Source organism: Acinetobacter sp. NigerLNRRAM0016, from assembly GCF_054112845.1.
Window position 1 is genome coordinate 1 of sequence record NZ_JBSYVT010000024.1, and the last position, 24,400, is coordinate 24,400.

At 39.3% G+C, this 24,400-nt stretch carries 26 protein-coding genes and 1 pseudogene; 11 read left to right on the top strand and 16 right to left on the bottom strand.

Translation table 11 applies throughout. From position 1 onward, the window contains the following. Positions 1 to 297: 297 nt before the first annotated feature. The 4 genes from ACWQ4X_RS13895 to ftsY all read right to left on the bottom strand — a co-directional run bounded on the left by ACWQ4X_RS13895 (position 298) and on the right by ftsY (position 3,907). Positions 298 to 954 carry a DUF2057 family protein gene (locus tag ACWQ4X_RS13895; protein ID WP_457904055.1) on the bottom strand — a complete coding sequence of 219 codons (657 nt, stop codon included), beginning with the start codon at positions 952 to 954 and terminating at the stop codon, positions 298 to 300. A gap of 225 nt (positions 955 to 1,179) precedes the next feature. Then, positions 1,180 to 1,773: a nitroreductase family protein gene (locus tag ACWQ4X_RS13900; protein ID WP_457904056.1), complete on the bottom strand. Its 594-nt coding sequence runs from the start codon at positions 1,771 to 1,773 to the stop codon at positions 1,180 to 1,182. Between the two features lie 169 nt (positions 1,774 to 1,942). Next, positions 1,943 to 2,629, bottom strand: coding sequence for a nitroreductase family protein (locus ACWQ4X_RS13905; protein WP_457904057.1), 687 nt, complete (start codon positions 2,627 to 2,629; stop codon positions 1,943 to 1,945). Positions 2,630 to 2,803: 174 nt separating this feature from the next. Then, entirely contained in the window at positions 2,804 to 3,907 is a 1,104-nt protein-coding gene (gene ftsY / locus ACWQ4X_RS13910) for a signal recognition particle-docking protein FtsY (protein WP_100241647.1), read from the bottom strand. Between the two features lie 252 nt (positions 3,908 to 4,159). Here ftsY and ACWQ4X_RS13915 point away from each other — a divergent pair, with 252 nt between their 5' ends. After that, positions 4,160 to 5,467 carry a M16 family metallopeptidase gene (locus ACWQ4X_RS13915; RefSeq protein WP_457904058.1) on the top strand — a complete coding sequence of 436 codons (1,308 nt, stop codon included), beginning with the start codon at positions 4,160 to 4,162 and terminating at the stop codon, positions 5,465 to 5,467. 12 nt (positions 5,468 to 5,479) lie between these two features. Continuing rightward, on the top strand, positions 5,480 to 7,072 hold the full coding sequence (locus ACWQ4X_RS13920) for a M16 family metallopeptidase (RefSeq protein WP_457904059.1): 1,593 nt from the start codon (positions 5,480 to 5,482) through the stop codon (positions 7,070 to 7,072). A gap of 333 nt (positions 7,073 to 7,405) precedes the next feature. Here ACWQ4X_RS13920 and ACWQ4X_RS13925 read toward each other — a convergent pair whose 3' ends face one another. Then, on the bottom strand, positions 7,406 to 7,768 hold the full coding sequence (locus tag ACWQ4X_RS13925) for a hypothetical protein (protein ID WP_100241649.1): 363 nt from the start codon (positions 7,766 to 7,768) through the stop codon (positions 7,406 to 7,408). A 219-nt stretch (positions 7,769 to 7,987) separates the two neighbouring features. Here ACWQ4X_RS13925 and ACWQ4X_RS13930 point away from each other — a divergent pair, with 219 nt between their 5' ends. From ACWQ4X_RS13930 to ACWQ4X_RS13940, 3 genes are all read left to right on the top strand, one after another. After that, the gene (locus ACWQ4X_RS13930) at positions 7,988 to 8,221 is read left to right on the top strand and encodes an SEL1-like repeat protein (RefSeq protein ID WP_100241650.1); all 234 of its coding nucleotides are present in this window, start codon (positions 7,988 to 7,990) and stop codon (positions 8,219 to 8,221) included. 136 nt (positions 8,222 to 8,357) lie between these two features. Further along, on the top strand, positions 8,358 to 8,732 hold the full coding sequence (locus ACWQ4X_RS13935; protein ID WP_100241808.1) for a DUF2750 domain-containing protein: 375 nt from the start codon (positions 8,358 to 8,360) through the stop codon (positions 8,730 to 8,732). Between the two features lie 139 nt (positions 8,733 to 8,871). Then, a complete protein-coding gene (locus ACWQ4X_RS13940; RefSeq protein ID WP_100241651.1) occupies positions 8,872 to 9,303 on the top strand; it encodes a CBS domain-containing protein in 432 nt (143 codons plus the stop codon). 58 nt (positions 9,304 to 9,361) lie between these two features. On the opposite strand, the gene trpB is transcribed toward ACWQ4X_RS13940, so the two are convergent. From trpB to ACWQ4X_RS13985, 9 genes are all read right to left on the bottom strand, one after another. Then, positions 9,362 to 10,570: a tryptophan synthase subunit beta gene (gene trpB / locus ACWQ4X_RS13945; RefSeq protein WP_100241652.1), complete on the bottom strand. Its 1,209-nt coding sequence runs from the start codon at positions 10,568 to 10,570 to the stop codon at positions 9,362 to 9,364. 75 nt (positions 10,571 to 10,645) lie between these two features. Next, complete coding sequence (locus tag ACWQ4X_RS13950) at positions 10,646 to 11,833, bottom strand: vWA domain-containing protein (RefSeq protein ID WP_457904060.1); 1,188 nt, start codon at positions 11,831 to 11,833, stop codon at positions 10,646 to 10,648. Positions 11,834 to 11,846: 13 nt separating this feature from the next. After that, positions 11,847 to 12,698 (bottom strand): AAA family ATPase, encoded by an 852-nt coding sequence (locus ACWQ4X_RS13955; protein WP_142768664.1) that lies wholly within the window; start codon positions 12,696 to 12,698, stop codon positions 11,847 to 11,849. A gap of 20 nt (positions 12,699 to 12,718) precedes the next feature. Continuing rightward, a complete protein-coding gene (locus ACWQ4X_RS13960; RefSeq protein WP_100241655.1) occupies positions 12,719 to 13,102 on the bottom strand; it encodes a hypothetical protein in 384 nt (127 codons plus the stop codon). Positions 13,103 to 13,122: 20 nt separating this feature from the next. Next, positions 13,123 to 13,425, bottom strand: coding sequence for a YcgL domain-containing protein (locus tag ACWQ4X_RS13965; protein WP_100241656.1), 303 nt, complete (start codon positions 13,423 to 13,425; stop codon positions 13,123 to 13,125). 132 nt (positions 13,426 to 13,557) lie between these two features. Further along, complete coding sequence (locus ACWQ4X_RS13970) at positions 13,558 to 14,700, bottom strand: ribonuclease D (RefSeq protein ID WP_457904061.1); 1,143 nt, start codon at positions 14,698 to 14,700, stop codon at positions 13,558 to 13,560. Positions 14,701 to 14,940: 240 nt separating this feature from the next. Beyond that, positions 14,941 to 15,537 (bottom strand): recombination mediator RecR, encoded by a 597-nt coding sequence (gene recR / locus ACWQ4X_RS13975; RefSeq protein WP_142768662.1) that lies wholly within the window; start codon positions 15,535 to 15,537, stop codon positions 14,941 to 14,943. A gap of 56 nt (positions 15,538 to 15,593) precedes the next feature. Then, a complete protein-coding gene (locus tag ACWQ4X_RS13980) occupies positions 15,594 to 15,923 on the bottom strand; it encodes a YbaB/EbfC family nucleoid-associated protein (protein ID WP_457904062.1) in 330 nt (109 codons plus the stop codon). Between the two features lie 27 nt (positions 15,924 to 15,950). Further along, on the bottom strand, positions 15,951 to 17,138 hold the full coding sequence (locus tag ACWQ4X_RS13985; RefSeq protein WP_457904063.1) for an O-succinylhomoserine sulfhydrylase: 1,188 nt from the start codon (positions 17,136 to 17,138) through the stop codon (positions 15,951 to 15,953). A gap of 133 nt (positions 17,139 to 17,271) precedes the next feature. Between ACWQ4X_RS13985 and ACWQ4X_RS13990 the strand changes: the two are divergent. From ACWQ4X_RS13990 to ACWQ4X_RS14010, 5 genes and pseudogenes are all read left to right on the top strand, one after another. Continuing rightward, a pseudogene (locus ACWQ4X_RS13990) lies at positions 17,272 to 18,373 on the top strand (alpha/beta fold hydrolase). Positions 18,374 to 18,383: 10 nt separating this feature from the next. Further along, the gene (locus tag ACWQ4X_RS13995) at positions 18,384 to 19,256 is read left to right on the top strand and encodes an NAD(P)-dependent oxidoreductase (protein ID WP_457904064.1); all 873 of its coding nucleotides are present in this window, start codon (positions 18,384 to 18,386) and stop codon (positions 19,254 to 19,256) included. An 86-nt stretch (positions 19,257 to 19,342) separates the two neighbouring features. Then, the gene (locus ACWQ4X_RS14000; RefSeq protein ID WP_100241663.1) at positions 19,343 to 19,612 is read left to right on the top strand and encodes a YARHG domain-containing protein; all 270 of its coding nucleotides are present in this window, start codon (positions 19,343 to 19,345) and stop codon (positions 19,610 to 19,612) included. A gap of 45 nt (positions 19,613 to 19,657) precedes the next feature. After that, positions 19,658 to 20,077, top strand: coding sequence for an HIT family protein (locus ACWQ4X_RS14005; RefSeq protein WP_457904065.1), 420 nt, complete (start codon positions 19,658 to 19,660; stop codon positions 20,075 to 20,077). Positions 20,078 to 20,331: 254 nt separating this feature from the next. Beyond that, on the top strand, positions 20,332 to 21,405 hold the full coding sequence (locus ACWQ4X_RS14010; protein WP_457904066.1) for a porin: 1,074 nt from the start codon (positions 20,332 to 20,334) through the stop codon (positions 21,403 to 21,405). A gap of 38 nt (positions 21,406 to 21,443) precedes the next feature. On the opposite strand, the gene ACWQ4X_RS14015 is transcribed toward ACWQ4X_RS14010, so the two are convergent. Continuing rightward, positions 21,444 to 22,841, bottom strand: coding sequence for a methylenetetrahydrofolate reductase C-terminal domain-containing protein (locus tag ACWQ4X_RS14015; protein ID WP_457904082.1), 1,398 nt, complete (start codon positions 22,839 to 22,841; stop codon positions 21,444 to 21,446). Between the two features lie 143 nt (positions 22,842 to 22,984). Next, positions 22,985 to 23,455, bottom strand: coding sequence for a DUF6231 family protein (locus tag ACWQ4X_RS14020; protein WP_100241666.1), 471 nt, complete (start codon positions 23,453 to 23,455; stop codon positions 22,985 to 22,987). A 32-nt stretch (positions 23,456 to 23,487) separates the two neighbouring features. Between ACWQ4X_RS14020 and ACWQ4X_RS14025 the strand changes: the two genes are divergently transcribed. Beyond that, positions 23,488 to 24,360, top strand: coding sequence for a DUF2797 domain-containing protein (locus ACWQ4X_RS14025; protein ID WP_161933931.1), 873 nt, complete (start codon positions 23,488 to 23,490; stop codon positions 24,358 to 24,360). The last annotated feature ends 40 nt before the right edge of the window (positions 24,361 to 24,400 follow it).

Here is a 24,400-nt window from a genome sequence, read left to right on the forward strand (position 1 = left end):
ATCTAATACCTCGTCAATATTAGATGCTGGACTCGATATTTAAAACAACTCAGCACTTCGTGCTTCGTTCGTTTCCGTCTATCTCGTCGGTATGCTGCGTATTCTATACAGTTTTAATTCAAGCGCAAGCGTATTTTATAATTAATTATAAAATACACCTTCAAGCGATCAATATTTAATCTAATCGAATATTTATAGCACTATTTTTTTATTTCACAGACTTTTTTTACACATTGCTACATAGTAAAAAAGCTCGGTAAATTTTCATTTACCGAGCTTTTTACTATTAAAGACAACTTAATTTGCTTGTTCTGCGACCCAGCTCATAAATTTTTGACGCTCCGTTTTATCTGCTTTTTTCCATAACTCAATTAATTGCTTATCAACTGCACTTGCTTGAGTGCTTAATTGAGCCGTTTGGGCGGTTGCTTGTGGCGCTGCATAGACTGCTGGTGGTTGATTTACAGGTGCCTTAACATTTTTTTGAGTTAAGTCGACTGCACCACCAAACATGCTACGACTCAACCACGGTTTCTGCTCTGTATTTGCACCCGTCTGTTGTACAAGTACTTGTTGTTTCTGATCATAAAGCGCAACAGTTGGCTGTTCAGCGTATTTTTTTGCATCTTCAAAAGTTTTTGGAGCATTAACCAATGCTAGCTGGTAAGTTTGATTATCTTGTAAATTTGGTGTTTTCAATGTCACTACACCTGATTTAACAATGTCATGTTCGCCAGACATATGTTCAAAATATTGAATGTAACGAAGGCTTATGCTTGAACTACCTGCATCCAATGTATAGGCATTGTTTTCAGAACGGAATAAACCTGTATTTACTTCTTGATCATTCACAGCAAGAATTTTGATTTCTTCTGGCGCTGTAACTGTTACTGCCGAAAATACCGAACCACTTACCATCAATGCCGCTGCAGCAAAGGTTAAACGTAAAGCCATTTTGCTTTCTCTTCATTCATTGTTAAATTTTAGTTGCACTATGCAAGTTATAAATGACAATTTTATGACAAAGTCATTTTTGAAAGACAACCCTTTTCGGATTTTATTTTTATAAGCTTTTTATAGCAGTTGGAATAGTCATTTGGTCGATACAAAAGAAAATGCGATGATTTTTTATAGAACTCGTCCACAGCCATCTTCTAATAAATGACTGTGGACATATTTTTAATTAAATGTTTTGAAACGTACACTGTCATCCATATAAGTCTTTTCGCCTGCAGGTGCTTCAATCGAGCCTATGACTAATTGTGCACGCAATTTCCAATGATCTGGAATTGAATAAGTAGCTGCAACCTCTGCATCGATGACTGGATTATAATGTTGTAATGATGCTCCAATATTCTGCTCTGCCAATGCAGTCCATACTGCATATTGAGCAATTGCTGATGAATGTTCAGACCAAACTGGGAAATTGTCCGCATAGAGGACAAATTGCTCTTGCAATGATTTCACGACTTCTTGATCTTCATAGAAAAGTACTGTCGCATAACCTGCTGCAAAACCATCTAATTTTTTACTGGTATTTTCGAATGCTTCTGCTGGAACCATTTTACGTAATGTTTCGCGAACGATTTCCCAGAAGTTATGATGAGCCTGGCCAAACAATGAAACCACTCTTGAAGTCTGTGAATTAAAAGCTGATGGACTTTCTCGCACAGCATTTTTAATTATCTGTTCGACTTGGGCTTGCTCAAGATTTATATTTTTACCAATTGAATAAATTGTACGGCGTTTTTTCATATGATCTAAGAATGCCATTTTCATTTCCTCAACATTTTGTTTGTTTAAATAGAGAGTTATATCTCAATTTTCATGATTCTATCTTAAGCACTTTGTAAACTATATGAAGCCCTATCATTGTGACAGTCTGTTTTATATTTAGAACGTTCTCTTATTAATCATACATGCTTTAAACTTAAGTTAGATTTCATTTTAAAACCATGAATTCGGCTTGGTTCTTATTTGAATCACTCTTTACATCATCTTGCTCAATAGAACCAAATACAAGCTGAGTTTGCAGTTTCCATTCCGAGCTTACTTTCAAATACTGTGCAGTCTTGTAATCAATCACGGGATTGTAATAGTTTAGGTTCGCACCCAAACCAACTTCTGTTAAAGCCATCCAAACTGCATATTGAGCCATCCCCGAAGCTTGTTCAGACCAAAAAGGAATTTCCACGGAGTCTAAAGGTACATCCTTTTGTATTTTTCTAATCTGCTCTTGATCTTCAAAAAATAAAACCGTTCCATATGATGCCGATGATTGCTTGATTTTTATTGCGGTGGCTGGAAAGAGATGTTCTGGTGTTTGTTTTTCCAGAATCTCATAAACTAAATTCCAAAAGTCAGCATGTGCCTTAGAAAATAAGACAACAATACGGGTTGTCTGTAAATTCAAAGCAGATGGGCAACTCAATACAGCGGTATGGATTAACTCAGCTAAATACGATTGATCATAGTGAATGCGTTTTCCTAATTTTTGCATAGAATGACGTTGTTTTAATTGTTCTAAATACATTACCTCAGTTGATGCATTTTCATTTTTTCTATTAAAGATTAAGTCTGGTGTAATTTCAGTGGTTAGCACTTGGCTAAGCTTATCGAATAGTGCCATCAATTTCCCCAAGAATGCGAAATACACATATTTTTTTTAAGTGTTTTATTTTATCCTTTTATTAGACAGAAATAACGAGATATTTAAAGCCTACTGTTGTCTTTTAAATCAAACAATTAAGCCAAAAAAGATAAACTCCGCATTTTGCGGAGTTTATGTGAAATATATTACTTTTTACTTTTCAGTTTCAAACAATGCTGCGACAAATGATTTAGCAGAGAATGGACGTAAATCATCAATTTTCTCACCAACCCCAATAAAGCGAATTGGCACATGGGTGCGACTTGCAATATTAAATAGAACGCCACCTTTAGCCGTTCCATCTAATTTCGTAATCGTAATACCCGTAAGACCAACAGCCTCATCAAATAGTTCAACTTGGTTAATCGCGTTTTGCCCTGTGCCAGCATCTACCACCAACATAATTTCATGTGGGGCTGTAGCATCAATTTTTTGCATTACACGCTTAACTTTCGTGAGCTCTTGCATCAAGTTACTTTTGTTATGTAAACGTCCAGCAGTATCCGCAATTAGCACATCCACCCCTTTTGCACGTGCACTTTCAAAAGCATCAAAAATGACAGAAGCACTATCTGCACCATGACCTTGTGAAACAACAGCAATATTGTTGCGCTCGCCCCAAATTTGCAATTGTTCTGTTGCTGCGGCACGGAAAGTATCGCCAGCGGCAAGCATCACTTTTTTACCTTCACCTTGTAAACGTTTCGCAAGTTTACCAATGGTTGTGGTTTTACCAACACCGTTAACACCCACCACTAAAATTACAAATGGATTCTTATTTGGGTCAATATGTAATGGTTTCACACGAGGAGCCAATAAATTCACCAACTCTTCTTGTAAAGCTTTATACAAAGAATGTGAGTAAATCAGATCACCACGCGCTGTACGCTCAGTTAAATTTGCGATAATCGCTTTAGTCGCATCAACACCAATATCTGCAACTAAAAGTTGCTCTTCGACTTCTTCAAGTAACTCATCATCAATTTCTTTGCCACCGATCAGGATATTTACCATTCCATCAGCAAAGTTTTTACGGGTTTTGGTTAAACCCTCTTTCATACGGCTAAAGAAGCCGCCTTTAGATTTTTCTTCAGTTTGCTCATCGGAGGTTTCTGAAACTGAAGCAACGATTTCTTCAGCCTTTGGAGTCTCGATAATTGGAACATTTACCGCAGGTAAACTTGGTAAAGTTACGTCATCATCCCCAATATCAGCATCAATCAAAAATTTATTTTGCCCAGTAGATTGTTGTTGCATGCCGAATCCTTTGAAAAGCAGCGTGTTAAAAGACAATGATTTTAGCATAAAAGATAAGGATTTTCTTTATCTTGCCTGATTGTGTGTATCAGCTACAAAAATCAACAGCCCAACCTTGCATTTATGGGTGAATTTCTTAAAAATAAATTTCAAGACCAAGCTTTGTGAGCCACTCAAGTGTTTGGACAAAATAAGAATAAATACCAAAAATTATTCCATATACATCTCAGTATATTGAGCTTCACATGTCTTATGTTTTGCACTCCAGTCTATGCTAGACCTCAGCAAAATCTCTCGTACCCTACAACAGAAACAACACTCGACAATGGACTAAAAGTCATCATTCGTGAAGATCATCGTTCCCCGATGGTAATGACTCAAATCTGGTATGCCGTAGGGAGTAGCGATGAGCCAGATAATCTTTCAGGTATTTCTCACGCTTTAGAACATATGATGTTTAAGGGAACTACCAAAGTCCCGAATGATGAATTTACCCGCCTCAGTCGCTTATATGGCGGCAGCGTAAATGCAGCCACATTTACCAACTACACCAACTATTATCAACTTTACCAGAAAGATTATTTAGCACTCGCGTTAGAGCTTGAAGCAGATCGCATGAGCAACTTAGTCTTAAGGCAACAAGATTTTGAAACAGAAATGAAAGTCGTCATGGAGGAACGGCGGCAAAGAATAGATGATAATCCTCGCGCACTTGCATTTGAACGCTTTAAATGGATTGCCTACCCCACCAGCCATTATCGCCAACCAGTCATTGGCTATATGAAAAATTTGAAAGCACTTGATCTAGAACATATAAAAAAATGGTATCAAGACTGGTATACCCCCAACAATGCAATTTTAGTGATTGTGGGGGATGTAGAAGCCACAGCCACACTTGAACTCGTTAAACGATATTTTTCTTCGATTCCAGCTCAAAAAACTCCGCAAAGAAATGATGTACTTGAAGTAACCAATTTAGGCTATCGACGACTAGAGGTCGAGTTACCTGTTCAAGTGCCTAATCTCTATTTGGCTTGGAATGTTCACTCTCTCGCTACAGCAACAAATCCACAAGATGCTTACACACTGGTCATCATTAAGAATATTTTAGATAGTGGCATCACTTCTCGACTACAATACAATTTGGTTCGTGAGCAGAAGCTTGCCACATCTGTCAGTGTTTCCTACGAACCCTACAATCGAGGAGACAGTTTATTTAGTATTTCAGCCTTACCTGCGAATGGTGTGCCATTGCAAGATATTGAAAATGCGATACTCAATGAACTAGAGCAATTAAAAAGCACCCCTGTCTCTACTGATGAAATCAATCGCGTGATTACTCGTTATGTTGCAGATTTAATTTATAGTCAGGACGATATTGCTGGGCAAGCCAGAATTATTGGAACCTTAGAAATCAATGGATTGAGCCATCATATTCTTGATCAACTCCCTCAACATTACGCAGAGGTCACACCCGAAGATATTCAACGCGTCGCAAATACCTACTTTAACCGTGACAATAACAGCAGCATGTACATACTGCCAGAACAAGAAAAATAAATGGATAAGGTTATGCAAAACATACCACTATGCCTCATCACAGCACTTTTATTTATTCCAACGAGTTATGCCGAACTTGTCGATAAAACTAAAACCGCTTCAATTGAACAGTTTAGCTCGCTTAGCCAACTAGATAGCCTTCAAAATATTCAGGAAAATTCTAAACTGACAGTACCTCATGTGTACGAACTGAAGAATAAATTTCATGTGCGATCACTCTTTGTAGAATCTCCCTCGCTCCCAATGGTGGATATTCAACTTACTTTTAATGCAGGTTCTGCGCGTGATCAAAGCATCGGTACAAATCTTTATGGTCTATCCAATATGGCTGCTCAACTGCTAGATGAAGGCACTGATCACTATTCAGCTCAGGAAATTATTTCAACTTTTGAAAGTGTAGGTGCGAAGTTCAGTGTCTCAGCACACAGGGATATGCTTATTGTCAAACTCAGAACTTTATCCGATCCAGCAAAACTAGAACCAGCATTAGATATGCTCCTTGAAGTGCTTAATCATTCTACCTTCAAAAATTCGAGTATCGATCTTGTTTTGAGTAATACCGCTGTCGGACAGAAACAATTAAAAGAAAACCCCAGCCGAATGAAAAATATTGTGTTTTATCGTACTTTATATGGTAAGCATCCTTATGCAGAACCGATTACTGGCACGCAAGCCAGCATTAAACGAATTAACCCAGAGAACTTAGTACAATTTCAACAAAAGTATCTTGTTCGTCAAAATTTAAATATTGCGATTACAGGGCAACTAAAAGAGAAAGAAGCACTTAAATTAGCTGAAAAAATAGCAAAACATCTACCCGATGGTGAAAAAGCAACACCATTACCTGCTCCAGCATTACGCTCAGATTTCAATATTCGGCACATCCCTTATAAATCGAGCCAAGCACATATCATTATGGGAGAAATAGTAACAACCCGTGATGATCCTGACTATTTAGCATTACAAGTTGCCAATCGTATTTTTGGCGCAGGCGGATTCAATTCTATTTTAAGCCAAGAACTGCGTGTAAAACGGGGATTAACTTATGGTACTTATAGTAGTTTTAGTTTTATGCAAGCAGCTGGTCCATTTAGCTTAGGCTATTCCACAGAGCAAGATAATCTACTCAAAAGCATTCAAATTGCACATCGTGCTTTGGTCAATTTTATCCGCGAACCAATTGATGAAAAGCTACTAGAACAAACCAAGCTAGGCATGTTAAGGGCTTTTCCAAATAACTACAGTAGTAATGCTGCGATCAATGCTCAACTGGGTTCTATAGGGTTTTATGGTTTGCCCACAGATTATTTGAATCGTTATAACGATGAACTGCACCAGTTGACCACAGCACAAGTGCAGAATGCTATTCGCAAGCATTTACATCCAGATCGACTCACTATCATTATTTTTAGTGAAAAATTAGATAAAGCAGCGTTAAATCAAATTTTACAAGACAATCTCAACATATATAAAAATACAGAAAGATCTAAAACATCAACACCTTCAAATGCTAACGAACCGTATCATCTGCCAAAGGAGGAAGCTCCTTTGCCTGATTCTTTTCAACATGATACGCTCGCATTAATTTCAGATAATGACCTCTAGTCATCTTTTTTTTCTGAATTAATTGTGACGCCATATCTTGTGTGAAAGGATAATAGGCTTGCTGTGCGAGTTGACGAACTTGTAAGTATTGATCAGGCGTCACTGGACGAAAAAGTGCGAAAGTTGCTAAAAAAAGAATTGCAACAATAATAAGTAAGACCAAGAAATAATAAAAATTCTCTAATTTGAAATAACGATAAAATTGAATAATTTTTTGCTTTGCGCTATGCATACACTACCTCGAATGAACTGGTAGTGTAGGTTGGCTCTATTAGAATCTCAAGGTTATTTACCCATTCTCAACCACAGATGGTTAAAAATGGGCAATCCGTGTTAACCACTGGTGATATTACGAACAACTGCAAAATATAGAATAAATGCGATTAAAGCCAATGCCAAAACAATCGCGAACACCCCCACCCCGTGTTCAGCATCTGCAGGATGCAAATCTTCATCATCTGCAATACGGCGTAATTCCCCATCATACATTTTGTAAAACTCAATGCGCTGTTGTGGCTCAAGTGTACGTGTAAAGTCATAAACACGTTTACGCTGTGCTAAACAATAGTCCCCTAAATGAATTTCATTGTGAAAAACAGCTTCATCAAGTTGTTGTCTATGATAGTGTGCCAATTCAATGATTTTCTCGGCATTGAGCGGTAATTCAAAAGCGAAGCCATCTATTGTATTTGTCATATTATTCTCCTTTTAATTACAGTATCCTGTATTTCCATCTTAATAAAAAAACTTTTTGACTATTGTTTAATCATGTAACTTGAAATTATATATATGCACCCCATATCTTATTTGACTTTTCACCTAATCTGTAATATTAGTTTAATAATACTTAGTTAAATTAGTATGAAGACTAAAAAAGTCGAGCTGTGCAATCATAATTACAATAAGGAGTTATCTATGATTCAACAAATTTCTCATCATGAGTTAGAACATGTGTACGCAAATGCAGTAAACACAATTCAATCGCAAAAAAACTTTGTAGATGCTGTTCAACAATTGGAAGAAGTGGCACGTGCAGGCCATGGCAAAGCGGCAATGTTCTTAGCTGAACTTTATTTTCAAGGTTTCCGTGTAGAACGTGATTCGTTAAAAGCGCAGTACTGGCAGAAAATGGCCACAATGCAAGCATAATGAAACGTCACTTAGGTGGCGTTTTTTTTGGCTTAAATATTACAAACATATTTATTTACGATTTATCGCAAAGCTTACACTGAAATTTAATCTAATTTTTTTAAAATAACTCATGACTTCACAATGTCTGTCCAATATGAAACAAATTAGTCAATTACAACCGATAGCAAAAGACTTGTTTTTTAAAATTACTATTCTGAAATCCATGATGTACTGCGGTGTGTTATGGGGACTCTACGATCAAGGTTGGGCGATCATGTCCGACCAAGATGATTTTATTTTTCCGTTCTGGATGAACAGTGTACAAGCGCATAAATATGCAAAACTACATTGGCCAAGTTATACCCCGCGTAAAATCACACCTGCTGATTTTCAGAAGTCTCTTTTGCCAACCCTGACTCGCTTAAAAGTCATTCCGGCACTCTGCAATTCATCTAGTCAAAAATTCAAATTGACCACCCAGCAAATGCGTCACTTTTTCTTTGCTGATGTGCAATTGCAGCCTGCTTAAAGCAAATTAAATTAGGTGTTAACCTTTAACACCTAATTTTCTTAATTTTATGCAATTTATGACTGCCTAGGTATTTGCATTTTGCATATTTCAAGTTAAGTTAAAAGTCAAACAATAAACAACAATAGAGATGTACAATATGACCAAAGTAGCACAAGTCCTTCAAGATAAATCAGAACAGACCATTTTCACAATTCGTCCAGATTCAACCGTATTTGAAGCAATTACGCTTATGGCAGATAAGGGCATTGGTGCTTTAGTGGTCACAGAAGATGAACGCGTAGTCGGCATTGTCTCTGAACGTGATTACACGCGTAAAGTCGCCTTAATGGAACGTACTTCATTTACCACCAATGTCAGTGAAATTATGACAGCGACTGTTCTCACTGTTACAACGGGCACCAGTGTAGAAGATTGTCTTGAGTTAATGACGGTTCGCCACCTCCGCCACTTGCCAGTGGTTGAAAATGAGCGACTGATTGGCTTAATTTCAATTGGTGACTTAGTTAAGGCCGCCATGGCAGATCAAAAAAACTTAATCGATCAGTTACAGCAGTATATTTCGGGTTAAACCAGAAATTGATGCATAAAAAAGGTCAGCTGATTGCTGACCTTTTTACATTCATGACTTAATTCAAACCGAGCTTATCTGCAACATAGTCAGAGTCTTTGTCGCCGCGACCTGACAAGTTCACCACGATTTTCACATCTTTTGCCAATTTTGGCGCTTCACGCAAAGCCCACGCCACAGCGTGTGAGCTTTCTAAAGCAGGTACAATCCCCTCCACACGAGATAAGGTCATGAACGCATCCAAACACTCTTGATCGGTTGCTGTTGTATATTCAACGCGACCTAAATCTTTCAGGAAACTGTGTTGAGGACCAACACCTGGGTAATCCAGTCCTGATGCAATCGAATGAACCGGTAATGGCTCCCCGTGCTCATCTTCCAACACATAACACGCCATACCGTGAATTTGGCTTGGCTTACCTAAAGTTAAGGTAGCCGAATGCATCGTCGTATCTAAACCATGACCAGCAGGTTCCACACCTACCAATTTCACATCTGCATCATTCAAGAAAGCAGTAAAGGCACCAATAGCATTAGACCCCCCGCCCACACATGCAACCACATAGTCAGGGTTTTGACCAAAGCGGTCATGGGTCTGTACTTTTATTTCCTTGCCGATAATGCTTTGGAAGTCCCGTACCATTTTCGGGAATGGATGTGGACCAACCACTGAACCAATCGCATAGATATAGTTCTTCGGATCTTTCAAATATTCTTCAAAAGCACTATCCACCGCATCTTTTAAAGTTGCGGTGCCACGAGTCACAGAAATTAATTTGGCACCGAGAATCTTCATTTTGACGACATTAGGATGCTCTTTTTCGATATCCACTTGTCCCATATGAATTTCACATGGAATTCCCACCAATGCGCACGCTGTTGCCAATGCTACGCCATGTTGCCCTGCGCCTGTTTCAGCAATGACTTTGCTTTTACCCATATACTTCGCAAGCAAAGCTTCGCCTAAACAGTGATTGATCTTATGCGCGCCAGTATGATTCAGGTCTTCACGCTTTAAATAAATCTGTGCGCCACCCAATTGCTCAGATAAACGCTTGGCATGAAATAAAGGGCTTGGACGTCCGACATAGTTTGCAAATAAATCTGCAAGTTCATTTTGAAATTCGGGCGTATGACGAATTTCTTCATACGCCACATTAATCTCATCCATGGCTTCTTTTAAGTGTGGGGGAATATATTGGCCACCATAGGGTCCAAAAAAGCCTTCTGTGTTTGGTAAATCAATCCCGTTAATTTGGTGATTCATCTCTTATTCCCCCTTCTCTACATTTATTATGACTTACTCTTAAAAGCACAAATTCACTGAGTTAAACCCATGAACTTAGCGTGCCAAATATTTTGTTAAATCTTCTACGCCTTTTAAAGTCATTGGATACATATGCTGATCAAAAATCTGCTTAATAGAGCCAATGGTTTGCGTGTAATGCCAGTAACTTTCTTGTTCTGGATTCAGCCAAGCGGTTTTCTCAAAATGCTGACGTAGGCGATGTAGCCAAACCTGCCCAGATTCATCATTCATATATTCCACTGAGCCACCCACAGAATTCAGCTCATAAGGTGCCATACTAGCATCCCCTACGACAATGACACGATAGTCGCGGCCATAGGTATGGAATAGATCCCACGTATTCATACGCGTGTTTGAACGGCGAACATTGTCCTTCCAGACATAATCATATAAACAATTATGAAAATAGAAATATTCCAGCGTTTTAAATTCTGTTTTTGCAGCACTGAACAATTTTTCACATTGTGCAATATGAGAGTCCATTGATCCTCCCACATCAAACAACATTAATACTTTGACGCGGTTTCGGCGCTCTGGCACCAATTGCACATCCAAAATGCCTTGTTTTGCAGTTTCTTTAATGGTGCCATCAATATCTAGTTCTTCAGCAGCCCCTTGTCGCGCAAACTTACGTAAACGGCGTAATGCCATTTGCATTTGACGCGTGCCTAGAATCTGCTCATCATCCAGATTGCGGTATTTACGCTGTTCCCAAACTTTGACTGCGGAACGCTTTCGTCCAGGACCACCAATGCGCACACCTTCAGGATGATCACCATAAGCACCAAAGGGCGAAGTTCCGCCTGTGCCAATCATACGATTGCCACCTTGATGCTTTTTATGTTGTTCGCGTAACCGCTCTTCCAACATTTTCATCAGCTCTTCAAGAGAACCTGCTTTTTTCAATTCTTCACGTTGTTCTGGAGTGAGATGTTTTTCTAAAAGCTCCAGATCAAACCAGTCTTTTGGCAATTGCTGAACTTGGTTTAACAACTCGTCCAAATTGAAGGTCGAAATGCCATCAAAATAGTCTTTCATGCCACGGTCAAATTTATCAAAGAAGCGTTCATCTTTGACCATAATGGTTTTGGCAAGCTGATAGAACTCTTCCTGATCGGCAAAGACCAAGCCTGACGCGACCGCCTCATTCAGATCTATAAGCTCACGCGTGGAGACAGGTACACCATATTTGCGTAAAGTATAAAACAAGCGCACGAACATGCGTGTTTCTCCTTTAGCGACGTGACATAAAGGCTAAACGTTCAAGCAACTGTACATCTTGCTCGTTTTTTATTAAGGCACCATAGAGTGGTGGAATGGCTTTAGATTTATCATGATTGCGTAAAACATCATCAGGCATATCATCTGCCATCAATAAACTCAGCCAATCAATCAATTCTGAAGTTGAGGGTGGTTTTTTAAGACCCGGCACCTGACGCAATTTAAAGAATACTTGCAGCGCTTCGTTCACTAGCGCGGTTGAAACTTGCGGGAAATGCACATCAATAATTTCGCGCATGGTCGCTTCATCAGGAAACTCAATATAATGGAAGAAACAGCGACGCAAAAAGGCATCTGGCAGCTCTTTTTCGTTATTTGAGGTAATGATTACGATTGGGCGCTGTGTAGCCGTAATCGTTTCACCTGTTTCATACACAAAGAATGACATTTTATCAAGTTCGTGTAATAAATCGTTAGGAAACTCGATATCTGCCTTGTCAATTTCATCAATCAACAACACACAGCGTTCTTCACTGGTAAATGCTTCCCACAACTTACCTGGCTTAATATAGTTCTTAATGTCGTAGACACGGTCATCACCCAACTGGCTATCGCGAAGGCGCGAAACAGCATCATACTCATACAACCCTTGCTGAGCTTTGGTCGTCGATTTGATGTGCCATGTGATCAGTTTTAAACCCAGACTTTGCGCAACCTGCTCAGCCAATAGGGTTTTACCTGTTCCAGGTTCACCTTTGACCAAAAGCGGTTTTTGTAAAGCACGTGCAGCTTTCACTGCCAATTTTAAACTATCAGTCGCGATGTACTGGCTTGTACCAGTAAATTGTTGAGTATCAACAGACATAAGATGACCTTATTTTTTATTTAAAGTGGTGAACTTTTCTTGTTAATTACAGAAATTTCGCGTTTATCGCTATATTTAGACCAGCAATATCCCACGATCAACCCCAAACCAAGAACACATAAAATTGCAGATAAATTAAACCAGATCAGTGAATGTTCTTTGGTGAGAACACCAAACATTAACCCAAAGAAGGCCGGAGCAATTGAAGCATTTGTCCCTTCAGAAACCGTTGGGGTCAGCATGACGGCAAAAACAAACACCCAACTGATGCCACCGAACGGTTTAGGTAAACGCTTTGCGATTGCATACCAGCACCATAAAATAATGATGCTGCCAAGCAAATACACACTGATTGCAATCGTATCTTCAGGAATTGTGTCTAAAATTGAAAGAAGATTATCCATAGTACAACTCCTGAAAATGATTAAGCACCACGCAAGCCTTCTGGGGCTACTGCATTCGGATTAATTAACCCTTCTGGTGGCATTTGAATAAAGAAACCTTTGGTTTCAATCGAATCCATTACATGCAACACATTGGCGCGCGCCAACTTACGCGTTTCAGTTAACTCAATGTGCATAACAAAAGTTGCACGACCAAAAGCATTACGTAATACTTCTGGAACAACTTCTAATGGATTTGATGCTTCTGCATCATTTTCAGCAGGACGAGCAACATAGAGATACATCTCATCTTTTTTGCTCGATTTATAGATAGAACAATGCATGCTTAGAACATTACTTCACTTAGAAAATACAGCGTCAAGCATACAACAAAAAATAATCTGATTCAGTAGTGATTATTAACGCAGCAGTCGTCAATTTGTCTAAGTGTCAATTCTTTAGACAAATAGCTCCGACTATTGCGCAACTTGCATTTGTGTCGACAAGTATTGCTGATCTTCGTGCAGGACTCGAATAAGAGGCTTGGTCAAAAGCTCATAGCGCCAGCCCAGTAAATAATTCGGCAAATCCTGCTCATCAGTGCCTGACACAATATGTTGATACAGCGCATTGAGCCATTTTTTACGCAGCAAGACTTCTTTGGGTACTGTCGTTTCACTGACTACGCTTTGAATGACAGTATCAACTTTTTGACCAATTTCTTTGGATGAATGACGAATTGGACGTGCTAAGCGTAATGGCCACTCTTCCTGAGCAGGTATAAATTTCAATAAATCCAAAATGGTTTTGCCATGCTCACGCAGTACATTCTGACGAATATCCTTGATACTGCTCAACTGAAAATGGTTTTTAGGATTTTTCTCAACCAAATCAATGATGGACGAGTTTCTAAGAATAAAGCTGCGCGGCTGATTCAGTGCTTTCACCATTTGTTCACGCCAAACGGCCAATTGCTGAATCTGCATTAACTGACGACGAGAATGACGGTAATTGCCAATATCTTGATATAGCATCGCCAAAGGTGTTTCTTGACCAATTTCATAAGTCAGATTGCGGCAGTCTTCCTGTGCAAAATCCAATAACTGCTTTTGATTTAGCTCGGATCTGACTTTTTCTGCCAACGCCATAATGTACAGTACATCATTGGCTGCATAATTCAATTGTTCAGGAGACAGTGGGCGCGCTAACCAGTCTGAACGTGTCTGATCTTTATCAATATCCACATTCAACATGTTTTTTAGCGCATTTTGATAACTGACCTGCAAACCATGTCCTAAAAATGACATCCCGATTTGCGTATCAAATACATTATTCAGTGACTTATCTTGAGCATAATGATAAATCAGATCGATATCTTCCCCGCAAGCATGGAAGACATTCAGTTGAGCAGCAAAAATCTTTTTCCAGAACAGCGTTAAATCTAGAGTAGTGCCATCCAGCAAATACACCTGATCAGCAACATTTATTTGGAATACCCCTAGTTTAGGCCATAAGGTATCCACTTTAATAAACTCTGTATCAAGTCCATAAATGGAGTTTTGGTCCATGATGGACAAAAAGTTTTCTAAATCTGTCTGATGCTGAATAAACTGAAACATACTGCCGAGTCTAGGAATAGATTCTCTAAAAAGCTATCTTACCTGATATATAACAATTAGCTATAAAAATTTTCAATTTAGACTAAAGAATTACTTAGTTTTTAGTATATAAGCTCTATTTGTCTGTTTATTTATACATTTTTTATATTATGGATTTTTTAAAAATATACCAATCGTTAAAATAAAAATTAAAAAAGACCCATTCTATCGTGACTAAATCTACATGAAACAAGCCGAAACTTATTTCATGCGCATACGGTTATGTACAGCCTGACTCAGTGTATGACTATCAACATATTCCAACTCACCGCCTTGTGGTACACCTTGAGCAATTCTGGTCATATGTACGGGCAAGTGTTTACATGCTTCGACCAGATAATGTGCGGTAGCTTGTCCTTCTACAGTTGCATTGGTCGCCAGAATAACTTCATTAATCTTCCCATCCGTTAAGCGTTGCACCAAATGTGGAATTCCGATTTCATCAGGTCCAATCCCATCAAGTGGTGACAGATGCCCACCGAGCACATGATATTTACCACGAAAACTGCCACTCTGCTCAATCGCCATCACATCAGCTGGTGACTCAACCACACATAAAAGCTGGTCATCACGCTCTGTAGAAAGACAAATATCGCAAACTTCATCTTCAGTTAACGAATGGCAGACACAACATTCGTGAATATGATTGGTTGCTTCATTCAAGGCGTGTGCCAAACCCACCGCACCTTCCCGATTTTTCATAATCAGATGCAGTGCCATACGCTGTGCAGATTTCGGACCCACACTCGGTAAAATTCTTAAAGCTTGAACCAACTGTTCAAATCGATCACTAAACACTTAATTTTCTCAATAAAAATACCTCCCTAATAAGGGAGGTAAGACACCACAAGGGATTAGAACATGCTAGCTAGGCCTGGTGGCAAGCCCATACCTGAACTTGCACCTTTCAATCGCTCTTCAGAAATGACTTCCGCTTGACGTGCAGCATCATTCATTGCAGCAGCAATTAAGTCTTCAATCATGTCTGGATCATCTTGTAACAATTCAGGATTAATCTCGATACGCTTTACCACATTACGGCAAGTCATGGTAACTTTAACTAAGCCGCCACCCGCTTCTGCGTGAACTTCAGTTTGAGCAAGCTCTTCTTTGGCTTTTTTAAGATTCGCTTCCATATCTTTTTGCATGCGTTGTGCTTGCTGCATCAGCATATTAATGTTCATTAAAATCTCCGAACATAAAATTAAAAATTAGATTAAGTCTAAACCACGTGCGATATCACGAATAATATCATCAATATCTTCTAAACCAACAGAAACGCGAATTAAACCTTCGCTAATCCCCGCTGCCTGTTTTGCTTCAGCTGACATTCTGCCATGTGATGTCGTCGCAGGATGGGTAATCGTTGACTTCACATCCCCCAAATTACTGGTAATTGATAAGAAGCGCGTGTTGTCAATGACCGTCCAAGCTCCTGCACGCTCACCTTGCACCACAAAAGAAACCACGCCACCAAAACCAGATTGCTGTTTCTTCGCCAACGCATGTCCTTCGTGGTTTGGCAAACCCGCGTAATAGACTTTTTCAACTTTAGGATGCGCATCGAGCCATTCTGCTAATTTTTGCGCACTGGCACAATGTGCTTTCATACGTAAACTTAACGTCTCTAAACCCTTTAAGAAGATCCACGCATTAAATGGGCTCATCGAATTACCGAGTGTACGAATAACACCGTTAATTTCTTCAACCAAATTATCTTTACCTACAACCGCACCACCTAAAGCACGACCTTGACCATCAATATATTTCGTTGAAGAATAGATAATCAGGTCAGCACCAAACTTAATTGGCTGCTGTAAGATTGGGGTACAGAAAGTATTATCAACAGCGAATAAAGCGTCATGTGCATGCGCAATATCAGCAATCGCTTGCATATCACCCACTTGAGCCAATGGGTTCGACGGTGTTTCAATAAATAAAAGACGCGTATTTGGACGAATCGCCGCTTTCCAAGCGTCTAAATCTTCCAAGTCTACAAACGTAACATCGACACCAAATTTGATGACATATTTCTCAAACAGCGAAATGATCGAACCAAATACAGCGCGTGAACACACCACATGATCGCCCGCTTTTAAGTAAGCCAAAGTTACAGCATGCACTGCTGCCATACCTGAACTGGTCGCAACTGCACGTTCAGCACCATCTAATACGGCTAAACGTTTTTCAAATGCTTGTACAGTTGGATTGGTATAACGTGAGTAAGTATTTCCTTCAATTTGTCCTGAAAATTTAGCTGCTGCATCTGCTGCATTTTCACAAACGAAAGAAGATGTTAAGAAAATTGGCTCACTATGCTCACCTTCAAAAGTTCGTGTGTGTCCGGTACGAATCGCTAAAGTGTCTAATTGATATTCGATGTCGTCGTATTGGCTCATTTCTACGATTCAGTTCTCAGAACTGCCTTTGTGAATAATTGCCAACATTTTGAGCGCCTACGGCATTTCAGGTCAAGGTAAAATATAAAATTATCGTTTAGACTTCGAGCAAATCTTTTGGTAGGTCAATAAAATGCCCATAACAACAAAACTAAAACACAAGATCAGTCGTCACAAAGTTCAGCTTAACAACTTATCCACCCGGTTCTTTAAGCAACATTCGCTTATTCTTTCTGAAAGTACGCCTTATGAAATTGTGGCATACAACGATTATGCCAAAGTCCGTTATTATCCAGCGTCTGTGAGACACTTTCTTGAACCTCTCGTTCTAGTCGCCCCATTTGCGATTAATATGGCAATCTATGACTTATTTCCTTACCGATCATTAGTTCACCATTTTCAAAATCAGGGTTTTGATGTGTATTTAGTGGAATGGAAACATTTTCGCTTTCGCGACCATCATATTCATTTTTTTAACCATTATTGACTATGCCTTGCCAGACTGCATACAAAAAATACGTCAACATGCGGGTTCCGAGCAAATTTCACTGCATGGTTGGAGCATGGCAGGTATATTTGTCTTACTTTATAGTGCCTTGCAACAACCTAATTTTGTAAAAAACTTAATTGTTTTAGGCAGCCCCATCGACAGCTATGCCTCTGGAATCATTGGTAAGCTGAATCAAGGCATGTATCAATTCATTCAACATCATCAAACTTTGAATCAACTCTTATTCTCCAAGCAAATACCTAAAAGATATACCCATACACCAGGACGCTTAAATTCGATTGGCTTCAAAATACTCGACCCTAAAGGATGGTATGCAAGCTATAAAACTTTATTCAGTAATTTGGGTGACCTAGAAACTGTTCGAGAAAATGCGACCATTGGCCACTTTCTAAATAATATGATTGATTATCCTGGTGGCATCAACCAAGACATGATTTTTAGGGTTTGGCTTAAAAATGAACTAAAACATGGTGTTATTCAACTCGAAGATAAGCAAATCAATTTAAATTCAATCACCTCATCGCTGTTGATTGGCGCAGGTCAAAGCGATCAGCTGGTTACAGCAGATGCAATAAAACCATTAACTGAATTGACAAACAGCCAAGATGTCACGTTTACTCTTATCCCTGGAGGACATTTGGGTTTAATGTCAAGCAAAGCCAGTGCTGAACAATTTTGGCCCGAATTAACCTCATGGCTAGAACAAAGATCGACAAAGATATAAAGGAAAGACCATGATTCATTCAGTTGCATTTATTGGCTTAGGCGCGATGGGCTATCGTATGGCGGCTCATCTCCCTAAGCATTTTGAAACCGTTTTTGTGTGGAATCGAAATTTCGCTAAAGCAGAACAACATGCAACTGAATACGGCACCCTCGCAGTAGCTTTACAGGATGCCGTACAAGCCGATGTGATTTTCTCTTGCCTACCCACAAGTCAAGACGTTGAAGCATTAATTTCAGGTCTAGAACTAAAGGCTGGTAGTATTTGGATTGACTGTACCAGTGGTGTACCTGAATCTGCAAAGAATTTAGCTGAAGTATTAGGTACGCAACAGGTGTCATTTTTAGATGCGCCAGTGAGCGGGCAAACCATCGGTGCAGAAAATGCAACTTTAACCGTGATGGTTGGCGGGCAAACTGAAGCATTTGAAAAAGCGTTACCAGCCTTACAGGCGGTTGGCAAGCTGATTAAACATGTAGGTGATTCTGGTGCGGGATTTGCCGTTAAAGCGGTAAACAATATGCTGCTTGCTGTGAACCTATGCTCAGTTGCGGAAGGATTTACTACTCTAAAAGCACATGGCGTCAATCTTGGCGAAGCATTGGATTGTATCAATGCCTCGAGTGGTAAAAGTGGCGTCACTGAAACAGTTTTACCTCAACGCGTATTAAATCGTAGCTTTCCACTGACCTTTGCGTTACCTTTATTGGCGAAAGATACTGGTATCGCATTAGATTTAGTTCGGGATGCCAAACTTTCTGCGCCAGTCATTGCCCTGACCCAAAGTCTCATTCAAGCCGCAAGTGATCTTTCGCCAGCCGAAAGTGATTTTTCTACTGCCGTTAAACTATATGAGTCTTGGAGTAAAATTACCCTAGAGTAATAAATTGCCATTGAAGATGACAAATTAAACCCAATATTGTAATAAGGTGTTTAAAACATACTGTTACAAACCATGAGGAAACTCTTATGAGTAAGTTGCTTATTGCTTGTCTTGCAGGTCTATCAACTTTTATTGGTGCCAATACGTTCGCTGCAACACCAGAACAAGAGTGCCAAAAACTGAAAAACGATCATGATGTCATTTATGCATCTAAAGGTTTCTGTTTCAAAGACCCTGAAGCAAAAGCAAAGTTTGGTAATGACAACTGCTATACAACCAAGCCAAAGTTTTCTGACAAAGAACAACAACGCCTTGATGAAATCAAAGCGCGTCAAAAAGAGCTGAACTGTAAATAATCACTCAGTCTCCTTATTTTAAGGAGACCATTTAAAGGAATAATGATGGCTTACGACGATCAAAATATTTTTGCAAGAATTTTGCGCGGTGAACTTCCAGCAATTAAGGTCTATGAAGATGATCAAGTTCTTGCATTTATGGATATCATGCCACAAGCAGATGGTCACACCTTAGTCATTCCAAAAACACCCGCGATCAACCTGCTAGATCTTCCTGCTGAAGCAGCTGCTTATACTATTCAAGTGACACAAAAAGTGGCACGTGCAATGGAAAAAGCCCTAGGTGTAGATGGCATTATTTTAATGCAACTTAGTGGCGCTCCAGCGGGACAAACCGTTCCACATGTCCACTTCCATCTTATTCCTACCAATGTGCATCAACTTGGAAAACATGCTGCACAAATGGGTGATCAAGAAAAGATTAAAGCGCAAGCCGAAAAGATTAAAGCAGCTTTAGAAGCATAATGTATTGATTCGAACATTAAAATGGAGCCATAAGGCTCCATTTTTTTACTGCATAAAAGTAAAATGCCATAAATCCGATAGTTATCCAAACACGTATCGTCATCAAACTGTCATTTAGCTTTCACCTTGCTGTCATATAGTTTGCAGATACTGCATAGCAAGTTGGTGAGCTATGTAACGAATTGTACAGAAGCGAGCTAAAAATAAGAGTTTGTAGGCACTTGCCATAAAAATCGTGTTTTGGAGAAATCTCAATGAAAAAATTGCTACTTGCTGCAGCAGTGACAACTTTAAGCTTAAACGCAGCGCAAGCAGCGCCAACACTGTACGGTAAACTCAATGTTTCTATTGACAATATTGACAATACTGACTTTGCTGGAAATGATGCAACAGAATTAAACTCAAATTCATCACGTATTGGTATTAAAGGTGAAGAAAGCTTAACTGACAAGATTTCTGCGATTTACTTAGCTGAATGGCAAGTTAACGCTGATGGTGATGGTACTGACCTTGGTATGCGTAACCGCTATTTAGGTATTAAAGCTGCTGGTGTTGGTACCTTAAAAGCAGGTCAATTTGACTCTTACTTCAAAACTTCTGCGGGTAAATATCAAGATATCTTTAACGATCACAACTACCTTGATATTACAAAAACCATGCATGGTGAAGAGCGTTTAAAAAATGCGATTGGTTTTGAATCAGATCCTAAGCTTTTAGGTGGCTTTAGCTTCAATGCAATGGCGTTATTTGGTGAAAACGGTGAAACTGGCTACACCACTGAAAAACGTGATGGCATTGGCGATGGTATTTCTACATCACTTAACTACGACAACAAAAATATCGGTTTAGCGTTAGCTGTTGCAGGTAACTTTGCTGTACCAGGTGACTATAATGCACTTAGCTTAAGCAATGTTGAATCTGATGCTTACCGAGTAACAGGCTCTTATGATTTCAGCAAAATCGGTCTAAATGGCTTTGTACTTGGCGGTTTATGGCAACATGCTGAATTATCAGACTCGCCTTCTGCTGCACAACTTGAAGCAGATGGTTTGAACAAATACGCGGCTTCAGCAGAAGAAGAATCTTGGGTAGTCGCTACGACTTATGCGATTCCAAACACCAAAGTTGCTTTAAAAGCACAATATCAATCAGCAGTTACAACAGCTGATGCAATGGAAGATCTCACAATTGATCAATATGGTATTGGCTTAGACTACAACATTAACAAACAAACTCGCGTTTACGGTGTAGTAGCACAACAGAAACGTGATTGGAAAGAAGATGACAAACGTACCGTAATTGGTGCTGGTATGGAATTTAACTTCTAATCCAACCTTGTTTAAAAAACACGCTTCGGCGTGTTTTTTCATTTAGGCTTAGACCAATTCACCCAAGAGCTTGTACCACGCGATTCTATCGGTACGGTATCAATCAAGCGATCTTTTAAAATATCAGTTAGATTCGTCTGCTCTGCTAAACGCGCTTTGACTGAATGAATACATTCCCGATCACCAAATTCACACCGATCCAACGTGGTACCACCACAAGGACCATTTGCTAAACCTTTTGGACACGTTTCTGGGCAAATATATAATGTATCTGCAAGGCGACACTGACCACAGCTCTCACAGCCGACTACCCCATGTTTAGAGAAGTATTCAGACTTAATCAGCAATTGATTCGCAAAATGCCCCGACCAAAGCTTAGCATTAAAAAATTTACGTCCAACATTGCGTGCAATCCTGGAATCAAACATTGAATCATGCATCAACTGCATGGTTTTAAACTTTAATACTTGTTCAGAGGACACTGATTTTTTAAATACTTCGACCTTAGGCTTTAGCTCATACCCAGATATTAAGCGATTTAATATCTTCCATTCATGTAAACACTGTTCCAGACTAAGATTTTTAAATCGTTCTAAAGCACCTTCTAGTTTTCTTTGTTCCTCAACCTTATGACAAGCAGACAAATGCACACCTGCATACCCCCAATGACGGCAAATTAAAATCTGTAGGGCGCAACGTGCATAAACATTTTGCTCTGCAACTACAAGATTTGACTCTTGTTCTTGCTTAAGGAGTTGAAGTATGTGTGGTGTTAAAACAATGCCCGCAACTTTATGTTTATCCATAAATTCTGCACGTGACAAGGTTAAGGGCATCACACAAGCATACAGATCAACACCAATATGATGTTCATCTAAATACTGTTTAGCCTGCTTTAAAGCCTCCAAATCAAATCCAAGCTGGGTAATGACATAATCTGCCCCTGCATGAACTTTCTTGTCTAATTTATAGTATTGAGCAGCAAGCTCAGAATGAGCATATTTAAAAGGATTAAGTGCCACACCCACTTTTATTTCTGGTGCCAGCTTTTTCGACTGCATTACAGCATTGACTGATTCTAAATAGCGTGTCCGTGGTGTATTACCTTGACCATTCTGATGCTGCTTTAACTTATCCCCTGTCAGCAACAAAACATTTGAATATCCCTGATTTTGAGCCGCTTGAATAAAGCAGTCGAAATCTTTGATATCCCGACCTTTGCCCGAAAAATGCAAAATTTTAGGAATTTCGGCTGCATAATTCTGCGCTATCACTAATGGTTCAGGATCGTTATCAGTTCGTACACGATCTGCTAAGGTCATCATGACAGGATAACCCGCTATCTGAGATGGCACAGGTTGAACATGTTTGGTTGGCAAGAATTCTAGAAAAATAGAAAAAGGCTGAAACGAGGAAGAATCAGGATGTAAAGGCATAATATCAGGAAGATAAGAGACAAATGTCAAAAATGAGCGCTTTATTATAAAAGATGAAAATGCTCATATGCAAAACAAATAAGTGCCTTATGAAAATTGAATTCTACAAGGCACTCAAAAGAAGCCATTGGGCTATCAAATAATTACCAGCGGAATTTGTTCCAGTTTTCAGGATTCGCCCAATATTTAGAATTAAACCAATCTGGTACATGCTTATAGTTCAAAATATTAAATTGCCAGATCGCCAAACCGCCACACTGCTCTGTTTTTTCAATTAGCTGAGTGAAACCCAGTGCACGCATCAGCTTTTCATCCTGCTCACCTGTCACCACGACCAGCTTTTTGGCCATTAGATCACGCAACTTGACCAAGAACTGTGATTTCACTACATCAGATAGGCTATGCATTTCAGGATTATCCAATAATACAAAGCCCAAATCATATCGCTGCGTAAAAGGCAGACTTAAAAACTCAGTTACGTTAAAATAAGTCCAACGAATTGATTGATTCTGGTCATATTGTTCTAAATTTTGACCAATACACAATGCAGTTTGAATAGGCTGTTCCTGAGATAAATCGTCTAGCATAGAAGTGATGACATTCTGTTCAGCCATAACTGCATCCTTATTATTTGAGTGAGCTTTTCATGGAACTACAAGGCATTTGTCATAAAATGCATGCAGGTCTCAAGGACCTTAGTGTAACTGATCAACAGACTCGCAAGGCAAATGTTGAATACAAATTTATCCTAGATCGCGCAGAAATTGAGCTCCCATTCAGTCTAGGTCAAGAAATCGAGTTAGAATGGACAGGTAACATCTACTGTGTATCTTGCGGTAGTAAAACCCCTAAGTCTTATTCACAAGGGCATTGTTTTAAATGTTTTAAAACCAAAGCTTCTTGCGACATGTGCATTATGAAACCTGAAACTTGTCATTATCATCTCGGAACTTGCCGTGAAGATAGTTTCGCACATGAGGTTTGCTTTCAACCCCATATTGTTTACTTAGCCAATTCCAGCGCTTTAAAAGTCGGTATTACTCGCCTAGGTCAAATGCCGACTCGCTGGTTAGACCAAGGTGCAACCCAAGCCCTGCCGATTATGAAAGTAGGTTCTCGACGCCTTTCAGGGCAACTAGAAATCATGTTTGGCACGCAAGTAGCGGATAAAACCGACTGGCGCAAACTTCTAAAAGGTGAAGCTGAACCCTTAGATTTACTCGAAGTACGTGAACAGTTGATTGAAGAGTTTGCACCAAAAATTCAAACCATTCGAGATGAGTTTAGTCAAAACCTAGAATTCAATGAAACGGTTGAGTTACTGGAAGATGAACTACCACGTGAGTTTATTTATCCTGTAGAGCATTATCCGGAAAAAATTAAGTCACACAATTTAGATAAGACCCCCACTATTCGCGGTAAATTGCAAGGCATTAAAGGTCAATACTTACTGCTTGATACAGGGGTAATTAACATTCGTAAATACACTGGTTATGAAATTATTCTTCGAGCTGAATGATTTCATCAGGTGACAAGCATAAAAAAACCAGCCTAGGCTG

Coding starts and splice junctions, on each gene's coding strand:
- ACWQ4X_RS13895 (WP_457904055.1), bottom strand. CDS start 954: ATGGCTTTACGTTTAACCTTTGCTGCAGCGGCATTGATGGTAAGTGGT.
- ACWQ4X_RS13900 (WP_457904056.1), bottom strand. CDS start 1,773: ATGGCATTCTTAGATCATATGAAAAAACGCCGTACAATTTATTCAATT.
- ACWQ4X_RS13905 (WP_457904057.1), bottom strand. CDS start 2,629: ATGGCACTATTCGATAAGCTTAGCCAAGTGCTAACCACTGAAATTACA.
- ftsY (WP_100241647.1), bottom strand. CDS start 3,907: ATGCAACAACAATCTACTGGGCAAAATAAATTTTTGATTGATGCTGAT.
- ACWQ4X_RS13915 (WP_457904058.1), top strand. CDS start 4,160: ATGTTTTGCACTCCAGTCTATGCTAGACCTCAGCAAAATCTCTCGTAC.
- ACWQ4X_RS13920 (WP_457904059.1), top strand. CDS start 5,480: ATGCAAAACATACCACTATGCCTCATCACAGCACTTTTATTTATTCCA.
- ACWQ4X_RS13925 (WP_100241649.1), bottom strand. CDS start 7,768: ATGACAAATACAATAGATGGCTTCGCTTTTGAATTACCGCTCAATGCC.
- ACWQ4X_RS13930 (WP_100241650.1), top strand. CDS start 7,988: ATGATTCAACAAATTTCTCATCATGAGTTAGAACATGTGTACGCAAAT.
- ACWQ4X_RS13935 (WP_100241808.1), top strand. CDS start 8,358: ATGAAACAAATTAGTCAATTACAACCGATAGCAAAAGACTTGTTTTTT.
- ACWQ4X_RS13940 (WP_100241651.1), top strand. CDS start 8,872: ATGACCAAAGTAGCACAAGTCCTTCAAGATAAATCAGAACAGACCATT.
- trpB (WP_100241652.1), bottom strand. CDS start 10,570: ATGAATCACCAAATTAACGGGATTGATTTACCAAACACAGAAGGCTTT.
- ACWQ4X_RS13950 (WP_457904060.1), bottom strand. CDS start 11,833: ATGTTCGTGCGCTTGTTTTATACTTTACGCAAATATGGTGTACCTGTC.
- ACWQ4X_RS13955 (WP_142768664.1), bottom strand. CDS start 12,698: ATGTCTGTTGATACTCAACAATTTACTGGTACAAGCCAGTACATCGCG.
- ACWQ4X_RS13960 (WP_100241655.1), bottom strand. CDS start 13,102: ATGGATAATCTTCTTTCAATTTTAGACACAATTCCTGAAGATACGATT.
- ACWQ4X_RS13965 (WP_100241656.1), bottom strand. CDS start 13,425: ATGCATTGTTCTATCTATAAATCGAGCAAAAAAGATGAGATGTATCTC.
- ACWQ4X_RS13970 (WP_457904061.1), bottom strand. CDS start 14,700: ATGTTTCAGTTTATTCAGCATCAGACAGATTTAGAAAACTTTTTGTCC.
- ACWQ4X_RS13980 (WP_457904062.1), bottom strand. CDS start 15,923: ATGAACATTAATATGCTGATGCAGCAAGCACAACGCATGCAAAAAGAT.
- ACWQ4X_RS13985 (WP_457904063.1), bottom strand. CDS start 17,138: ATGAGCCAATACGACGACATCGAATATCAATTAGACACTTTAGCGATT.
- ACWQ4X_RS13995 (WP_457904064.1), top strand. CDS start 18,384: ATGATTCATTCAGTTGCATTTATTGGCTTAGGCGCGATGGGCTATCGT.
- ACWQ4X_RS14000 (WP_100241663.1), top strand. CDS start 19,343: ATGAGTAAGTTGCTTATTGCTTGTCTTGCAGGTCTATCAACTTTTATT.
- ACWQ4X_RS14005 (WP_457904065.1), top strand. CDS start 19,658: ATGGCTTACGACGATCAAAATATTTTTGCAAGAATTTTGCGCGGTGAA.
- ACWQ4X_RS14010 (WP_457904066.1), top strand. CDS start 20,332: ATGAAAAAATTGCTACTTGCTGCAGCAGTGACAACTTTAAGCTTAAAC.
- ACWQ4X_RS14015 (WP_457904082.1), bottom strand. CDS start 22,841: ATGCCTTTACATCCTGATTCTTCCTCGTTTCAGCCTTTTTCTATTTTT.
- ACWQ4X_RS14020 (WP_100241666.1), bottom strand. CDS start 23,455: ATGGCTGAACAGAATGTCATCACTTCTATGCTAGACGATTTATCTCAG.
- ACWQ4X_RS14025 (WP_161933931.1), top strand. CDS start 23,488: ATGGAACTACAAGGCATTTGTCATAAAATGCATGCAGGTCTCAAGGAC.